12 protein-coding genes are annotated in these 17,459 nt (G+C 38.3%); 10 read left to right on the forward strand and 2 right to left on the reverse strand.

The window, feature by feature from the left end; translation table 11 throughout:
* Window positions 1-43 precede the first annotated feature (43 nt).
* The 5 genes from C6W21_RS12385 (at window position 44) to tagH (ending at window position 8,990) form a co-directional block, all read left to right on the forward strand.
* The gene (locus tag C6W21_RS12385; RefSeq protein ID WP_106050615.1) at window positions 44-1,510 is read left to right on the forward strand and encodes an alpha-glucosyltransferase N-terminal domain-containing protein; all 1,467 of its coding nucleotides are present in this window, start codon (window positions 44-46) and stop codon (window positions 1,508-1,510) included.
* A 48-nt stretch (window positions 1,511-1,558) separates the two neighbouring features.
* Window positions 1,559-3,820, forward strand: a complete 2,262-nt coding sequence (locus tag C6W21_RS12390; protein ID WP_106050616.1) for a CDP-glycerol glycerophosphotransferase family protein — start codon at window positions 1,559-1,561, stop codon at window positions 3,818-3,820.
* A gap of 182 nt (window positions 3,821-4,002) precedes the next feature.
* Window positions 4,003-6,369: a CDP-glycerol glycerophosphotransferase family protein gene (locus C6W21_RS12395; RefSeq protein ID WP_106050617.1), complete on the forward strand. Its 2,367-nt coding sequence runs from the start codon at window positions 4,003-4,005 to the stop codon at window positions 6,367-6,369.
* A 172-nt stretch (window positions 6,370-6,541) separates the two neighbouring features.
* Complete coding sequence (locus tag C6W21_RS12400; protein WP_106050618.1) at window positions 6,542-7,369, forward strand: ABC transporter permease; 828 nt, start codon at window positions 6,542-6,544, stop codon at window positions 7,367-7,369.
* Between the two features lie 19 nt (window positions 7,370-7,388).
* Window positions 7,389-8,990 carry a teichoic acids export ABC transporter ATP-binding subunit TagH gene (gene tagH / locus C6W21_RS12405; RefSeq protein ID WP_106050619.1) on the forward strand — a complete coding sequence of 534 codons (1,602 nt, stop codon included), beginning with the start codon at window positions 7,389-7,391 and terminating at the stop codon, window positions 8,988-8,990.
* A 26-nt stretch (window positions 8,991-9,016) separates the two neighbouring features.
* Here tagH and galU read toward each other — a convergent pair whose 3' ends face one another.
* Window positions 9,017-9,898 (reverse strand): UTP--glucose-1-phosphate uridylyltransferase GalU, encoded by an 882-nt coding sequence (galU, locus tag C6W21_RS12410; protein WP_034660174.1) that lies wholly within the window; start codon window positions 9,896-9,898, stop codon window positions 9,017-9,019.
* A gap of 269 nt (window positions 9,899-10,167) precedes the next feature.
* Here galU and wecB point away from each other — a divergent pair, with 269 nt between their 5' ends.
* Window positions 10,168-11,307 carry a non-hydrolyzing UDP-N-acetylglucosamine 2-epimerase gene (gene wecB / locus C6W21_RS12415; protein WP_106050620.1) on the forward strand — a complete coding sequence of 380 codons (1,140 nt, stop codon included), beginning with the start codon at window positions 10,168-10,170 and terminating at the stop codon, window positions 11,305-11,307.
* Window positions 11,308-11,392: 85 nt separating this feature from the next.
* Here the strand turns inward: wecB and tagU are convergent, their stop codons facing one another.
* Complete coding sequence (tagU, locus tag C6W21_RS12420; RefSeq protein ID WP_106050621.1) at window positions 11,393-12,313, reverse strand: polyisoprenyl-teichoic acid--peptidoglycan teichoic acid transferase TagU; 921 nt, start codon at window positions 12,311-12,313, stop codon at window positions 11,393-11,395.
* A 182-nt stretch (window positions 12,314-12,495) separates the two neighbouring features.
* Here tagU and C6W21_RS12425 point away from each other — a divergent pair, with 182 nt between their 5' ends.
* From C6W21_RS12425 to C6W21_RS12440, 4 genes are all read left to right on the forward strand, one after another.
* Window positions 12,496-12,819 carry a hypothetical protein gene (locus tag C6W21_RS12425; protein ID WP_035701604.1) on the forward strand — a complete coding sequence of 108 codons (324 nt, stop codon included), beginning with the start codon at window positions 12,496-12,498 and terminating at the stop codon, window positions 12,817-12,819.
* Between the two features lie 24 nt (window positions 12,820-12,843).
* A complete protein-coding gene (locus C6W21_RS12430; protein WP_106050622.1) occupies window positions 12,844-14,952 on the forward strand; it encodes a SpoIID/LytB domain-containing protein in 2,109 nt (702 codons plus the stop codon).
* A 23-nt stretch (window positions 14,953-14,975) separates the two neighbouring features.
* Entirely contained in the window at window positions 14,976-16,466 is a 1,491-nt protein-coding gene (locus tag C6W21_RS12435; protein ID WP_106050969.1) for an N-acetylmuramoyl-L-alanine amidase, read from the forward strand.
* A 235-nt stretch (window positions 16,467-16,701) separates the two neighbouring features.
* Window positions 16,702-17,274, forward strand: coding sequence for a prolipoprotein diacylglyceryl transferase (locus C6W21_RS12440; protein WP_106050623.1), 573 nt, complete (start codon window positions 16,702-16,704; stop codon window positions 17,272-17,274).
* Window positions 17,275-17,459: the final 185 nt, after the last annotated feature.

Raw genomic sequence — 17,459 nt, forward strand, 5'->3', positions numbered from 1 at the left:
AATACAATGAGCAAGTTATCATTATTTTTAAGGAGAGCTTCCTTTGTTTCAAAATTGGATGAAGAAAAAAGTTGAACACACATTGGATCAACCTGAACAACATGAAACAATGACATCAGTTGACATGCCTGATATGGACTACTACTTTATCATGGGTGATGTACCAAAACAGGATGAGCGCTTAACGAAGTCTTTAAAAACGAGATTAAAGCCATTGGCTGACAAACATAAACGTACGGCAATATTAACTTTGAATTATGATGCAAATGTGAAAGAACATATTCATAGCTTGGAGGAGACCTTTCTTCGCCAAGTTGACATCTTGAATGTATTTGAACACTATATTCTACCGGAAAGCGGAAGTAAAAGACGATACTCGGAATTTATCATCGGTAAATCCTTTCATTCGATCAATGAAGCAGTGTTGCCAGCAGATGAATCAACAGTGCAGGTGACGAGATATGAACTGCCTTCTTCACCTATTTGTTTTATTGATCAATATAATGAAGAGCAGCAATTAGTGAAGAGGGAAGAGTACAATTGGCAGGGCTACTTGTGCAGAGTACAAAGCTTTGTTCCTCATACAGGTGCTCTATACTTGGAGGAACTAATCAGTGACGATGGCAATATCTATATGGAGATCATCTACTCTGGAGATGCAAAAAAGAATCCAGTTCGGCATATTAATTGGTATAAAAAAACAGGAGTTCAAACTTTTACAAAGAAAACAGATATAAAGCAACTATGGTTATCTAGTATTCAAACACAAAATGACCGTTTAAAACTGATGATCACAGAAGACCGGGAACAGGACCGCCACCTGTTTAAAATCGATCAGCTTGAAACAACGTATTACGCTGCATTTGTACATGACGCACATTATGAAGAAGATCCGCATCAACTCTATTCTCATTACGGAGAATTATTTAAACAAATAAGAAAACAGCAAGTCGATGCCGTCTTCTTTGGAGATACTAAGCATAAGGTAGATGTTGAGAAGGTATTGGGAGAACAAGCCTATTTTTATCTTGTGCCTTATGATGAAATGTCTCTTTGGAATACATCACTTCATCATATGCTCGAAAATCGTGGGCGTAAAGATGAACTGAGAAGGATCGTAGACCGTACGAAATGGGTTTTGCGTGATCTAAGCTCTGAACATCATGTTCTTCATCTTCAGCTTGAGCTGAAGGACGAAATGAGTCATGCGGATCATGTGCAAATCGATTTCGCAGGATATGATCGAGTGAATGGAGCTGAAATCATCGCTCAAACAATCGACGAAAACCATCTAGTCAGCTTCCCAATTGGCCATTTTCAAACAAAGAAAAACATTGAAACCAATCAAACAAAATACGTTGATTTTTACATTCGTTTTAAAACAGAAGAACTTCAGGAAGTTTTGCAGCGTCTAGAAGTAGAGGGAGAGCTGCTCACCAATAAACCGTCGTCAATCGATGGATGGTCGTATCAAACGAAACAAGGAAACTATTCTTGGAAAATGAAATAGCGTGACAACACAATGGTAAGATTTCTGAACAGAGGAGATTAACGATTAATGATTGAAGAGGGAATTCATAAGAAGAGTGTCGTTGAAGGGTTAAAAAATCATCATGAGAAACTAGAAATGCTTATTCGCATCGACGATGACATGCCATTAACAGATAGAGAATTTTATTTGTTTATGAGGGAAAGGGTATCAAAACAAGAGCTTTTCCTTCCGCTTGTTCATCAAGAAGAGAATCTATTCAAATTCGTATTGAGTGAATCATCGCTTCCGCTTGCGTTAGAGCAGGGCCAGACATATAACCTGTATGTCACGGACTATCTCAGCGCAAACAAAGAAGAGGATGAAGACGAGCTTGAGGACTCAGCCTATGATTCTGATTCAGAAGAAGAGGAAGAAGAACTAAAAGAAACGGATAACGCCGAAGTAGAAGAGAAGACACCATACTATAAACGCCGTTTAAAAATGGAAATAGAGAAGCCTGAGCTGACTTTTTTAGAAAATAAAGACGCGATGCTGTATGTCATCCCGTATCGCACAGACAAAGGGAATGCATCGTTTAAAATCAAGCGCGAGCTAAAGGTTGTGAAATTCAATCATATCGAGCTCAACAAAGAATGTACGTTATCTTTATCTGGGTATGCAGGCGTTCTCAGCGCAGAGCATCCTTATGAGATCAAAGAAGTAAAGCTTCTATTGAAGAGAAATGGTGAAGAACCAATTGAGCATCGCTTTCCGATAAATATGACCCCAATAAAAGAGGAAGTGGTCAAATACCGTGATGATCAACAGGTACCACAGCTTTATGGATTTTTAACAGAAGTTCCTTTAAAGGAATTGACCTATTCGTTAAACAAACGTTTAGTATATCGCTTCTATTTTGAATTTATTTGCGATATAGGTGGAGTAGAGGAGACTTTAACGACCACTTCTTTAGTCCTTGGAGACCGCTCGAACAAACTCAAAGGACTTGTTCAAATTCATAAACGAAACGATGTACCCATTCGATATGAAGTGTACCGAAAGAAAAAAAGACAAACGCTTGGCATCCGCATTAATGATTACACAATGAAAACACGTGCGAAGTACTACGTCAAAAGCAAGTGGAAGAAGTTCAAAAAGCAAATCGGCAAAATAAAAAAAGTCCGTAACCGCCTTGTGACAAGGACCTTCCAAACAACCTTTAAGCTGGCGAGTAAGCTGTCTGTAAAAAAGAAAACCGTTATTTTTGAAAGCTTTAATGGAAAACAATTCAGCTGTAATCCGCGTGGGATCTATGAGTATATGAAAGAAAATCATCCTGAATATACGCTGATCTGGAGCGTGAAAAAAGGGCATGAAGCACCGTTTAAGGAAAAGGACATCTACTATATCAATCGTCTGTCACTGAAATGGATTCTTGCGATGGCAAGAGCCGAGTATTGGGTCGTCAACAGCCGTTTGCCGCTGTGGATTCCAAAACCAGAGCATACAACATACTTGCAGACATGGCACGGTACGCCATTAAAACGACTGGCGATGGATATGGACGAGGTGCATATGCCTGGAACAAACACGAAGAAATACAAAAAGAATTTCACGAAGGAAGCATCGAATTGGGACTATCTCATTTCTCCAAATGCTTACTCGACTGAAATTTTCACACGTGCATTCCAATTTCAAAAGACTATGATTGAGTCAGGATATCCGAGAAATGACTTCCTTCATAATCAAAACAATGAAGAAACGATGAGAGCGCTCAAACAAAAGATGAACCTGCCGCTTGATAAAAAATTGATCTTATACGCACCGACATGGAGAGACGATCAATTTTATAAAAAAGGGCAGTATAAATTTGATTTAGACCTTGATTTGCATGAGCTGAGAGCAGCTATCGGAGACGAATATATCATCATTTTGCGTATGCACTATCTAGTCGCTGAAAACTTTGATTTAGGACCATATGAAGGCTTTGCCTATGACTTCTCTAGTTATGAAGACATTAGAGACCTGTATATGATTTCTGATCTGCTCATTACAGATTACTCATCCGTGTTCTTTGATTATGCAAACCTCAAACGTCCGATGCTGTTCTATGTGCCAGACATCGAAACATATCGTGACAAGCTGAGAGGCTTCTACTTCGACTTTGAACAAGAAGCACCAGGACCTCTTGTAAAAGAGACAGCCAGCGTCATTGACTGGGTAAGAGAAACAGAACAGCCAACCTTTACTTTGCCAGCGTCATTCGCACCGTTTTATGAAAAATTCTGCTATTTAGAGAGCGGGGAGTCTTCGAAGCGTGTGGTGGAAGTAGTGTTTTCTGAAAAATAGTTTAAAAAGTACCGTTCTTCGCCTTTTGAACGGTACTTTTTTGTGTTTATTATTCCAATGTACACATATTTAAAAGTTATGGTAAAAATAAAAAAACATAGAAATTTAACATTAAACATGCTAAATTTAGATAAGATTATCCGGTAATGTAAATTTGCTGAAAATAATATAGAGGTGCTTCAATGTATAAACTTTATCATAATTTTTTAGAAATTCTTAATTTAGATGAACACAAGTTAGTTTTATATATTGATAACATAGAGAAATTGTGCACTTTTGAATTTGAAGAGCTAAATGTAAATAAATCAAAGTGGATTTGCGAAATTGATGTAAAGGATCAGATGATTTTTCAATCCACAATAGACAATTCTAATGAAATGATCTATCTCTATGCTAAGGATCATCACTTATATATTGTCAAAGAAAGCTTAGACATGATCCAGCCAGATCAAGTACTTCCCATTGAAATTAATAATCAATTTGAGGATATCTATGTCAAGCAATTAGGGTTAGATCGCTATGGCTTATACAGCGGCGAAAAGGAACTGTTATTATTTTCAGGGCTGCTGAATGTAGATGAGATCAATCAAAATTATAAAATAGATTTGGCTATCGAAGAGGCAGATAGACGATTTGAGGATATCTCCTTTATTAAATACAGTGCTTTCCACTTTGTGATTACCTATGACTGTCAAAATAAAGAACTAAATGTAAGGAAAATTTTGTTTGATGTGATACAGGAACATAAAGATATTGAAGTGACTGTGAATAATCGTAATCAAATCAAAATTTTAAATAAAGTGACGGATCAAAAGAAAATCGTCAACTTTAGACTCGTACCTAGATATCAGCCGCTTAAGGTTTTTGGTAAAGATACCTTAGAGCAGTTCAAAGATGACAATATTCTCAATATCTTGGTGATTAATAAGCAAAGATATTACATCTATGTCAGAACGAATGGCGTTTACTTAGTGAGAGGAAACCCATATCTCGTTACAAAACATACGTCGAGATTACGCATCTTTAGTATGTTTAATAGTTTTTATGTTTATGGAAGATTGACGCATTATGCGTATAATTCAGACCAAAAATATGAATATCTTTACATTAGAAACTCTGAGCACCAGCTGGCGAAATTTATAAGACCATTTAGAAAGATTAAATTATTGAAAAGATATGGTTTCTTTAAAATTTCGTTAAATGATCTTGATTTAGACAGCAGAATCCACAATAACTTGTTCGTAGGAAATGATCACCGAATTATCCATAGTTTAAGGTTGAAAAAGAGGGATAAAAAGGTCAAAACATATATCACGAAAAAGAATGGGGACAAGCTTCAAGTACTAAGAACAAATCTATTTGGAAATGTGACATCAACCATTATTCCTTATTCACAGGAATATTCTTTATTTAGTAAAGTAAAAATAAAAATAGCGAGTATCTTATCATCATTCTATAAAGACAAGAAGTATGGTGTGAATTTGTTTTTTGAGAAAAAGAGTGATAAAGCAGATGAATCAGCTGTTAGAGTGTATGACTACGTACAGGACAATTGTCAAACAGACTCAAAAAATTACTTTATTCTTAATAAGAAATCAAGTGCTTATCCAGCATTGAAAGCGAAATATGGAAAGGGTATCATACCGAAATATAGTCTCAGACATTATTTAAGTATCTTTAATGCCAGCTATTTTATTTCAAGTGAGTTATCTAACCATGTTCTGAATGATAGATTATATATTGATCACCTTAGAGAGAGAATTATGAGTGTTCCACTTGTCTTTTTGCAGCATGGAATTATGTTTGCAAAACCGGTTGATAATCCAATGGCCTTTGGATTCCATAAAGACAAGAACCAATATAATATTTATAAATCAGTCATCAGCTCTGAACTAGAGGCTGGTGAATTCTACAAAATGAAATATGACCGTGAGGATTTGATTTTGACAGGGCTGGCAACCTTTGATCATGCCAAATTAGTAGATGGTGCAGATAAGATCGCCTTTATGCCAACTTACCGATATTGGGAAGAGGGGCTTATTTATACGAATAGAATTGAAGAAACATCTTACTATAAAGTCCTGATCAAAATCATTAAAAGCTTTGAAGAAGCAGGTCTTCTTGATCGTCTGTTAATTGTACCGCATAACAAATTTTCTCAGTACGTTTATCAAAACCTGCCTCAGTATAAACATATTATTTCTGATAACCCATCGGAAGCGCTAAAAGTGTCAAAAGTGTTTATCACTGATTATTCTTCTGCTATTTATGATGCACAATATAGAGGTGCCTACCCTATTTTTTATTGGGAAGAAAAAGATTATTTGATTAGACAGTATAAGGCGATTCCTCCTGTAAACGATGAAAATGCACCAGGACCGATAGCATATAATACACAAGAGCTGATTCAGATTGTTAAACATGCGATCGATCGTCAGTATGTTGTGGAAGATGAATATAAAGAAAAATATCTGAAAATCAACAGCTTTAACGATAATCAGAATACGAAAAGAATTACGGATTTCTTAAAAGAGCATCAAATTATCTAATATGTTAGGACCCCCTGAATCAACGATTGAAAGGATTCAGGGGTTTTTTGTTTTTTAGTTTGACTTGCATGACTTTTGTTATAAGGTGAAATGTGCATCGTTATCTGTTACAATTATGAGCGGTGCTTTTTAAAAAAGTAATCCCAAAAACTTATATCTAAGGAAGATTAGAATGAACGCAATGTTGACGATACTAAAGGAGCAAATCAGCTCATTTCCGCTGATTATGCGACTTGCTGTTTATGAAACAAAATCAAAATATCAGATGAATTATTTAGGTGTTTTATGGCAGTTTTTAAATCCATTGATTCAAATGCTGGCTTACTGGTTTGTTTTTGGTCTGGGAATTCGCGGAGGACAGCCAATTGTCATTGGAGGGATGGAAGTTCCATTTATCATCTGGATGCTTGCGGGATTAATCCCTTGGTTCTTCATTAGTCCGACGATACTTGATGGATCAAACAGTGTGTTTAAACGCATTAATATGGTATCGAAAATGAATTTTCCGATTAGTGCGCTGCCGTCTGTAGTGATAATGTCCAACTTGTTCAGCTACTTTGTGATGATGGGTGTCTATCTGATTGTGCTCATTTCCTATGGCATATATCCTGATGCGCACTGGCTGCAATTTATATACTATTTTATTTGTATGATCGCGTTTATGTTTTCGTTTAGTTTGTTTAATTCCACGATTAGCGTACTCGTGAGAGACTATCAATTTCTTTTACAATCAGTGACACGTTTACTTTTCTTTTTGTTGCCGATTTTTTGGAATATCTCAGAGAAGCTTACTGGAGACAAAGCATGGATCGGGGATATATTAAGATTGAATCCTCTTTTCTACATTATTGATGGTTTTAGAAATAGCTTGTTAAAGGGAGAATGGTTCTTCCATGATGTGAAATATACGCTTTATTTTTGGCTGATCACGCTGCTTCTTTTAACAGTCGGTTCATTGCTTCATATGAAATTTAGGGATAAATTTGTCGATTTTCTTTAAAAAGTAAGGAGATTATACGATGAAACTAAAGGTTTCGTTTCGAAACGTATCCAAGCAATACGTCCTATATAAAAAGCAGTCAGATAAAATTAAAGGGCTGTTTTTTCCTAATAAAAATGAAAAAGGTTTCTTTGCTGTTCGTGATGTGTCCTTTGATGTATATGAAGGTGAGACGATTGGTTTTGTAGGGATCAACGGATCTGGGAAATCGACGATGTCAAACCTCTTAGCGAAAATCATTCCACCAACAAGTGGTGAAATTGATATGGATGGACAGCCTTCGTTAATTGCCATTGCGGCAGGGCTGAACAATCAGTTGAGCGGGAAAGACAACATTCGCCTCAAGTGTTTAATGATGGGGCTGACAAATAAAGAGATAGACGAGCTTTATGAAAAAATCGTAGAGTTTGCGGATATTGGTGACTTTATTGATCAGCCTGTCAAGAGCTACTCAAGCGGAATGAAATCACGTCTTGGCTTCGCCATTTCAGCGCATATCGATCCAGATATCCTCATTATTGATGAAGCATTGTCTGTTGGTGACCAAACCTTCTATCAAAAATGCGTGGATCGAATCACAGAATTCAAGGAACAAGGGAAGACGATCTTTTTTGTCAGCCATTCCATTAGCCAAATTCAAAAAATCTGTGACCGAGTGGCTTGGATGCATTATGGTGAGCTTCGTATGTTTGATGATACGAACAAAGTCGTAAAAGAGTATAAGGAGTTTGTCGACTGGTTTAACAAGCTTTCCAAAAAAGAGAAACAAAAATACCAAATGGAACACAAGGAAGGTAGAAAAGGTGTACAAAAGACAGAAAAAGTCACCCGTTATAAAGAAAGTGGGAAACGACGTTCATTTTTTGGACCAGCCTTTCAAGTGACGATTATTGCTGTTTTAACTATCTTACTTGCTTTATCTATGTTTTCGGATCGCCCGCTTCGTACACTGGCGACATTTGGTGCAATCCCATCAGATCAGACAGAAACGTCTCATACAAAGAACCCGCAGACGAAGGGGGCACCTGATATGAAAAAGGTGGATCGACAGGCAATTGTCACAGCAGATTCACTCGCGGTGTACAAAGATCAAGCCATGAAAAAAAAGGCGGATGTCACTTTGCCATTTGGGCAAGAGGTACAAGCTGTCGCTGAAAATAAACAAACCGTTCAAATCAAAACAGCATCAGAGACGTATTTTGTCAAACCTGATGGGCTTCAACATGCAGAGGAATTAAAGTCATTATCCATTGGACCAGGTCAGTTCAATTCCTATGTATCGCCTGCATCTGCAGGCTCATATGAGTATTTACTTTCTTTCCTTGGAAAAGAAGAATCTGTGCTTAAGCAAAGAATGCAAACCCTGAGTTCGATCAAAAGTGAACAAGGTGCTGCTATTGAGCGGCTGACCACGGAGAAAACTGATTATGTGATTCAAAATGGACAGGCGAATACGATGGTATTCCGTGAGATCATGTTAATCTCTCCTTCAACACTTGGACTGACAGAACAGAACGTTTGGATGAATGAGAAACAAACGAAATTCGCAGTGAAAGGCGAAAACAACCTGTTTGTCATTGATAATGAACAGCACACACTGACGATTTCAGTGATCAAATAAAAAGCTGCCGATCCCGGCAGCTTTTTTTAATTCACTTCTTCTTTTTCGAGAAGCTGTTTCATAAATGGAATGAGTTTCTTTTTCAGATCCTCATCTTGAAGGGCAAACTCCAACGTTGTCTCGATGAAGCCTTGCTTCTCGCCGACATCGTATCGTTTTCCTTCGAAATCATAGGCGAATACGCGCTGGATGTCATTCAGCTTCTGGATGGCATCTGTCAGTTGAATTTCTCCGCCTGCACCAATTTCTTGCTGATCAAGGTACATAAAGATCTCTGGCGTGAAAATGTAGCGCCCTAAGATGGCGAGATTGGATGGTGCTGTTCCTTGCGGCGGCTTTTCAACAAAGTTTTTGACTTGGTAGCGGCGTCCTTCTTGTGTAAGAGGGTCGATGATCCCATAGCGATGCGTATCGCTGTCTGCTACTTGCTGAACACCGATCACAGATGAAAGCGTTTTTTCGTATTCATCCATCAGCTGGCGAAGCCCAGGTGTTTCGGCTTGAACAATGTCATCACCTAATAAAACGGCAAAAGGTTCATCACCGATAAAGTTGCGTGCGCACCAAACCGCGTGTCCAAGTCCTTTAGGTTCCTTTTGACGTATGTAATGAATGTCAGCAATGTTAGAGGATTTTCTCACCTTTTCTAAAAGCTCGCTCTTCCCTTTTTCCTCCAGGTTGCGCTCTAGCTCTGGTGCAAAATCAAAATGATCCTCAATGGCTCTTTTTCCTTTTCCAGTGACGATAATAATGTCTTCGATTCCTGATTCAACAGCTTCTTCAATAATATATTGAATGGTTGGCTTATCAACGATTGGCAGCATTTCTTTAGGCATCGCTTTTGTTGCAGGGAGGAAACGTGTCCCAAGACCTGCAGCTGGTATTATGGCTTTACGTACTTTTTTCAATGAACTTTGCACCTTCCTTACATAGATAACCGATTTCATATTTCAATGTTTGTTCTTGGTCGTCTGTTTAAAGTGTAACTTACAAATCATAGGAAAGACAAATGATTTCACTAAAATGAATTTTAGATAATTCATATTTTATATGTTAAATGTAAAGGAAAGAGAAATTTAACGTTAATTCAATGTAAATTTCTTTTTTTATATCATTAATTTTATCCTCCCAATTGTGTATAATTGAAAGTACTATACTAGGAAAGAGGCATAAACAAGTGAAAAAACTAAATGTAATGACTATTTTCGGTACTAGACCTGAAGCAATCAAAATGGCACCACTTGTCCTTGAATTAAATAAACATCCACAGATAAATTCAATTGTCACTGTAACAGCCCAGCACAGAGAAATGCTTGATCAAGTTCTTGAGGCTTTTTCGATTACGCCAGATCATGATTTAAACATCATGAAGCAGCGCCAGACATTATCTGAAATTACATCAAATGCACTGTTAAAGCTAGATCAATTATTCCAAGAAGAAAAACCTGATATTGTTCTTGTCCATGGGGATACTACAACGACCTTTGCAGGAAGCTTGGCTGCATTTTATCACCAAATTTCAGTCGGTCACGTCGAAGCGGGATTGAGAACACACAATAAGTACTCGCCGTTCCCAGAGGAATTGAACCGTCAAATGACAGGCACTATTGCCGATATTCATTTCTCTCCTACAGACGAAGCGAAGCAGAATCTTTTAATTGAAAATAAAAAAGAAGAGACCATTTGTGTGACAGGGAATACAGCGATTGACGCCCTGCAAACAACGGTTACTGAGCAGTATCAACACCCTATTTTAGAGAAGATAGGCACCGATAAAATGATCTTGTTAACGGCCCATCGCAGAGAGAATCTTGGACAGCCGATGAAAAATATGTTTAGAGCCATTAGACGTGTTGTAGAAGAGTTTGAAGATGTTCAGGTCGTTTATCCTGTTCATTTAAACCCTGCTGTACGTGATGCAGCTCAGACAGAATTTAGCGGTCTCGATCGTGTACACTTAATTGAACCGCTTGAAGTCGTTGATTTCCATAACTTCGCTGCCGCTTCGTACTTTATCTTAACGGATTCTGGCGGTGTACAAGAGGAGGCGCCTTCACTAGGGAAGCCAGTATTAGTGCTCCGTGATACAACAGAACGTCCAGAAGGCGTGAAAGCCGGCACGCTTAAGCTTGCAGGTACAGATGAAGAGACCATTTACAAAATGGCAAAAGAGCTGCTAGTAGATCAGAAAGAGTATGACAGCATGTCGAAGGCGTCTAACCCTTATGGTGACGGACAAGCATCGAGACGAATTGTCGAAGAGCTCCTCCATCGTTTTGGATTAAGTGAAGAAAAACCTGCCCCATTTACATCATAAAAAAAGAAGACAAAGAGCTAAAATAAAAACCATTTTAGCCCTTTGTCAACAATCTGAGAAGACTACAGTCATGTAGTCTTCTTTTTTACTGCTCCAAACTTTCCTTCAATTCCTTCTTCACTTTAGCCAAACTATTATCATCAAGCTGATAATAATAGATATTATTGATTCGTGCTCCCGTTCCTTTCAGTTCATGTTGCTCCACATGCTGTCTTGCATCACGATAGTCATTCATCATCGTCCACATATCGTCAAATGACATGTTGGTCTTCATATTGTTTTCCACGACTTTGAACATATCGCCGAATTTCGTAATAGATGAAATGTTCGCCCCTTTTGCAATGATGCCTTCAATAACTTGGCGCTGCCTTTGCTGACGTCCGAAGTCACCCTTTGGATCTTGCTTTCTCATTCTTGTGTAGGCAAGAGCTTGATCACCACTTAGATTAATTTCTCCTGTACCAAATGAATGGCCGTCATAGCTGAAAGCAAATGTGCTGTTGACTGTAATGCCGCCAAGTGTATCGACAATATCCTTAAAGCTTTCCATATTGACTTTCACAAAGTAATCAACAGGTACATCAAGCAATTCCTCTACTGTATCAGCTGCCATTTGTGTGCCGCCGAATGCATAGGAGTGGTTGATTTTATCCATTGTGCCTTTTCCGACAATTTTCGTATACGTATCACGCGGGATACTCACCATCTCGGTCGTTTTGGTTTTTGGATTAACGGTCATGTATATTAATGTATCCGCACGGCCTCGGTCATTTTTTCTTTCGTCAACACCCATGACTAAAATAGAAATCGGGTCTTTCTTATTTAAATCGACATCTTTGTCACGCTTATCTGACTTCTTTAAATTCTCCTGAATGCCTGCCACGGTTGATGCTGCTGTATTCCAAAGATGATATGCATATCCGCCAGTTGCTAATACGAATAAGCCAATAATCGATAAAACAATCCAAAGAACCTTTTTCTTCTTTCGTTTTCTTTCAGCTCTCATAATGTCCCTCACCTTTTCTATGATTCTTCCATGATTATAGGTTTACGAATGTTGATAAACAAGTTATTTTTTTACTCTGAACCTAGATATAGACGTTGTAACAAAAAAAAGGTTTCAAAAAACCTTAAATTTACCTTAAAATAATAAGTTATAAGACGATACAAAGACATGAGGTGAAAAAAATGAAGAAAATCGTCGTTTTACCGTTCTTAATACTACTACTTGGTATCGTGCTCACAGCATGTGGAACGGCTGAGCAGTCCTCGGGAGAAAACAAGACAAGCAGTTCAACTCCTCAGGTGCTGGAAGAAAAAGCTGAATTTATTGGAATGGCTGATGCACATACAGTCGAAGTGAAAAAAGTGAATACGACCTTAAGCTATGAATTTACGGATAATTTTAAAGATGTGTTAAATGAATTCAAACCAGGAGACAAAGTAGAAATCTCTTACTTTATCAATGACAGTGGTCAAAAGGAAATTCAAAAGATTGAAAAACAGAAGTAAAAAAGATGGGCGGGATGAACAAAATTGAAGAAAACAGGCGTTACACTTATTGTTCTCATGACACTGACTCTAATAATCGCACCCTTTCAGTCTGCCATGGCTAGCTCGACAATTTCAGTGAAATTGTCTAATTATATCGGAAATAAAAAAACGATGGATCTATCCACAGCTGGAGAATACAAGCTGTCAGGATCGAATGTGGCTGTCACGAAAAGATATGATGGCAAAAATCGCTACGAAGTTGCCAATAGCATCGCGTCTGCCGGCTGGAAGAATCCATCAACTGTTGTCATTGTGAGCCGTGATGCATTTGATCACGCCATTTCTGTATCACCGTTAGCTTACAAACTAGGCGCACCAATTTTGTATACGAACATTGAAAGACTGACAAAAACAACTGAAAACCAGCTGAAGAAAATGAAGCCGGATAACATCCTGATCGTCGGTAACACGAAAAGTATTTCAACAGCTGCTGAGAAATCTATTAAAAAGTATGGCAAAGTCAGACGCATTAGTGGAAAAGACAAGTTTGAAATCTCCCAAAAAATCGCTAAAGAAATGGGTAACTATAAGCAAGCTGTCGTTGTCGGCGGAAACTCATTTATGAATGGGATTGCGATTGCATCCTATGCATCGAGAAAGGGATACCCAATCCTGTTAACAAAAAAAGATTCCATTCCGACTTACAAGCTGCCAAGTAAAGTCATCATCATCGGCAGTACGAAAAGTACGGGACAAAAAGTAGAGAATCAAATTAAAAAAACGTCACAGGTGACAAGAATCAGTGGTGCCAATCGCTATGAACTATCTGTGAATATTATGAAGAAATTAAATATCAATGCAGATAAAGTTTATTTGGCAAAAGCCTCTAGCTATATTTATGCTATGCCGCTGTCTCAATTGGCTGCAAAGTCTAACAGTACCGTTGTGTATGTGAAACCGGATTCTGTCACAGCGTCACTAAAAGCACTGCTGAAAGAAAAGGGTACATATGCTTATCACCTTGCTGGTAGCACAAGTGCGATTAAAGATAGCTTGAAAAACTCATTAGCCAAACAAGTCTATCTGAAAAAAAATCAAAACTACCAATTGAATATTTCTAACGGAAAAATTTCATTAAAAGGCATAAAGACGTATAACACAGTAAGAGTTGTTCCTGAGAAATATTCAACGAAAAATGTCCTTCAAATTGCAGGGAAGCCGTACTTAGGCAACGTCAACTTTGCAATTGAATCAGGTTATATCAGGCCGACTCTCGAAAATATTCCATTTGAAGACTATCTAAAAGGCGTAGTACCAAATGAAATGCCTGCAAGCTGGCATGTTGAAGCACTAAAAGCACAGGCAGTTGCCGCTAGAACGTATTCAGTGAAAAGTATTGGAAAAGACGTACCTGATACAACTGCCTTCCAAGTATATGGAGGATATAACTGGTACACAAATTCGACAAAAGCTGTCGATGCTACAAAAGGGAAGGTTCTGAAATACAACAATCAGCTCATTTCAGCAACCTATTACTCTAGCAATGGCGGCTATACAGAGGCAAGTGAAGAAGTATGGGGAAATGCACTGCCATACTTAGTGGCCAAAAAGGATACAAAAGATCCAGTCAATCCATGGACACTAAAACTCTCTAAAAAACAACTAGGCACAACATTGACTGCTAGCACAGCAGCATCTCAGTGGTCTAAGGCAAAAGAGACAAACGCAGCGGACCTTGCTGGTCTCAAATCATGGCTACTCAAAAACAAAGAAACTGCTGCATCTGATATGAAGATTGCCTCAATTTCAAGCCTGACGTTCTCAGGAAAAACAAAAGGACAGCGTGCGAAGACGGTATCGATCAAGTTGACATATCATCTGAAAAATAAAACAGGCACGTATGCAGTAAACAAAAGCACAACGGCAAGTATGAAAATGACCGAGTTTAGATCCGTCATGGGCGCAACAAAGGTGAAAAGCACATTTGCGTCAGTCAAAAACAATACAAATGACTTTACGATTTCAGGAAAAGGATATGGTCACGGCATTGGCATGAGCCAATACGGAGCCAAAGCTAGAGCGGAATCTGGAAACTCATATTCTTCCATACTTTCGTTCTACTATCCAGGTACAAAACTAACAAACTATTAAAGGGTTAAAGGAGGACATAGATGATGCGCTCAATCATGAAAACAGCCATCCTCAGCCTCATCGCCATTTTCGTTATTGTTCCGACAGCTTCAGCAGATAATTCAGTCTCACGAATTGATGGCGGAAGCAGATATGCTGTAGCAGCAAACGTAGCGAAAAAGGGATGGGGAACTGCAAGTACAGTCGTTTTAGTAGGGAAAACTGCGTATGCAGATGCAACAGCAGGGATTCCACTTGCACACCAAAAAAATGGACCAGTTCTTTATACAAACAGTAAGAGTCTTTCGGGTGATACGAAAAAAGCCTTAAAGGCTTTAAAAACAAAGACAGTTATCGTTTTAGGCAGTACATCAAGTGTGTCAAACAACGTAGTCAACGAAGTGAAGAAAATGGGCATCTCTACACAACGTATTTCAGGAAAAAATCGATATGAGCTATCTGCAAATATCGCGAAAAAAATGAAAAAGCCAGCAGGCGTTGTTGTCGTTGAAGGTTCCTTCTATGCTCATGGGATTGCAATTGCACCGGTCGCAGCACAAAAAGGGTTCCCGATTCTCTACACAGATAAAAAGGGACTTCGTTCTGAAATCGCTTCTGTTGCAAAAGCAAGCAATGTCAAACAAACCATTGTCGTCGGTGGAGAAAATTACGTCACAAAAGCAGCTTATAATCAATTGAAATCTCCAACACGAATCAAAGGCTCCACTCGTTATGACGTTGCCGCTAATATTGTGAAAAAGTATAATATGAGCACGTATAATACCTATGTAGGAAGAGGTTTTGGCTATGCCACTTCATCTTCTGCTGCGGGGATCGCAGCCAAGCAAAACAAAGCATTGCTTCTAACAAATGAAAAGACATTACCAAAAGTAACAAGAGCAACGATTAGTAGTAAAAAAATCACCAAATTTACTGTCGTAGGCAGTACAAATACGGTGACACCAACAGTTGTGAATCAATTGAAAAATCCTGTCGTCGGGAAGAAAGTATTCATTGATCCGGGTCATGGCGCACATGATTCAGGAGCTGTAGGCTACGGTTTATATGAAAAGAACTTGAATTTAGATGTAGCAAAACGTTTAAATACGAAATTAAACAACGCTGGTGCACTTGTTATCATGTCAAGAACATCAGATACATTTGACAGTCTTCAAACACGAGTAAGCAAAGGTGCGAATGCGAAAGCAGATATCTTCATTAGTGTCCATGCCAACTCAAATGATAACAGCAGTGCAAACGGAACAGAAACGTATTATGACAAAACCTATGCGTCTGCAAACAGCTTGAAGCTAGCGCAAAACATTCAGCCTAAAATGGTCAGTGCACTTGGTACAAGAGACCGTGGTGTAAAAACAGCTGGATTCTATGTGATTAAATATTCTAAAATGCCGAGTGTTCTCTTAGAAACTGGTTTTGTGTCCAGTCCAGTTGATTCAAACATCTTGAAATCTGCTACGTATAAAGATCGTTTAGCGTCAGGTATTTCAAGCGGTGTGTCAGGTTACTTTAGATAAGAAAATACAAACACATGAGGGGTGCCTCAGATACTCCTCTTAGGCTGCTCGGGAACGTCTCTCGGCAGCCTTTTTTCAAAAGTCTATGAAGTGATCGGGTAATCAATAATGTGTCAAGTTAAAAATACATTTCATTTCTGGTTATCTTTGTTATAATTGAAACATAGAAGGTGAATGGTTTACACATGAATCTTCAAGCGACAGCAAATCGACAAATCATGAAGAGGTGACGATCTTGAAAAAATTAATCACAATGCCGTTTCTAGTATTGCTTCTAGGTGTATTACTCACAGCATGCGGCACAACAAATCAATCAAGCGACAACAATAAGGATGACAGCAAAAAGGAAACAACCGAAGCGGCTGATCAAAAGAAAGAAAATGCTTCAGAGGAAAAAACAGAAGATCAGTCATCTAATGAAAAAGCAGATGATCAAAGCAAAGAAACAGCTGCTCCAAAAGAAGAGCAAGCTGGTCAATCTGATGAAGCGGCAAAAGACAGCTCAAGTAAAGAAATCACAAAAGAAGAACCTGCTAAGGATCAATCAAAAGCTGATTCTAAAACAAAGAAAGAATCAACAACAAATAAGAAAAATGAAGTCACCAAGGAAGGCACATATGTCGGTTTGGCTGATGGACATACCATTGCTGTGAACATTGATGGCAAAGAAGTCGCTATTCAATTCGGAAATACATTTTCTAAACAAGTGAACAGCTTAAAAGAAGAATCAAAAGTGAAAGTAACCTATACAAAAGATGCAAACGGAACCCTTCGATTAAAAACCATCGAATCCGTCAAAGCAAAATAAAGAAAAGACTCGGAGACCCGCAGAATTGCGGGTCTTTTTTACGTTGAAAAGGGCATAACTTGATATAAGTGCACATTCTTAACACAGTTTTACAAGACTTAACAGCGCATTTACATTTGCTTAATGTTGCTCTGCTAAACTGACCTTCATAGAACATCTCTTTACACAACAACTACTTTAAATGG

The sequence above is a fragment of the Bacillus sp. NMCN1 genome (assembly GCF_002998085.1).
Taxonomy (GTDB): domain Bacteria; phylum Bacillota; class Bacilli; order Bacillales; family Bacillaceae; genus Bacillus.

What these genes read in the sequence shown, in the direction of transcription:
- C6W21_RS12400 (WP_106050618.1), top strand. Translation starts at nt 6,542, where the DNA reads ATGAACGCAATGTTGACGATACTAAAGGAGCAAATCAGCTCATTTCCG.
- C6W21_RS12390 (WP_106050616.1), top strand. Translation starts at nt 1,559, where the DNA reads ATGATTGAAGAGGGAATTCATAAGAAGAGTGTCGTTGAAGGGTTAAAA.
- tagU (WP_106050621.1), bottom strand. Translation starts at nt 12,313, where the DNA reads ATGAGAGCTGAAAGAAAACGAAAGAAGAAAAAGGTTCTTTGGATTGTT.
- C6W21_RS12435 (WP_106050969.1), top strand. Translation starts at nt 14,976, where the DNA reads ATGCGCTCAATCATGAAAACAGCCATCCTCAGCCTCATCGCCATTTTC.
- C6W21_RS12395 (WP_106050617.1), top strand. Translation starts at nt 4,003, where the DNA reads ATGTATAAACTTTATCATAATTTTTTAGAAATTCTTAATTTAGATGAA.
- tagH (WP_106050619.1), top strand. Translation starts at nt 7,389, where the DNA reads ATGAAACTAAAGGTTTCGTTTCGAAACGTATCCAAGCAATACGTCCTA.
- C6W21_RS12425 (WP_035701604.1), top strand. Translation starts at nt 12,496, where the DNA reads ATGAAGAAAATCGTCGTTTTACCGTTCTTAATACTACTACTTGGTATC.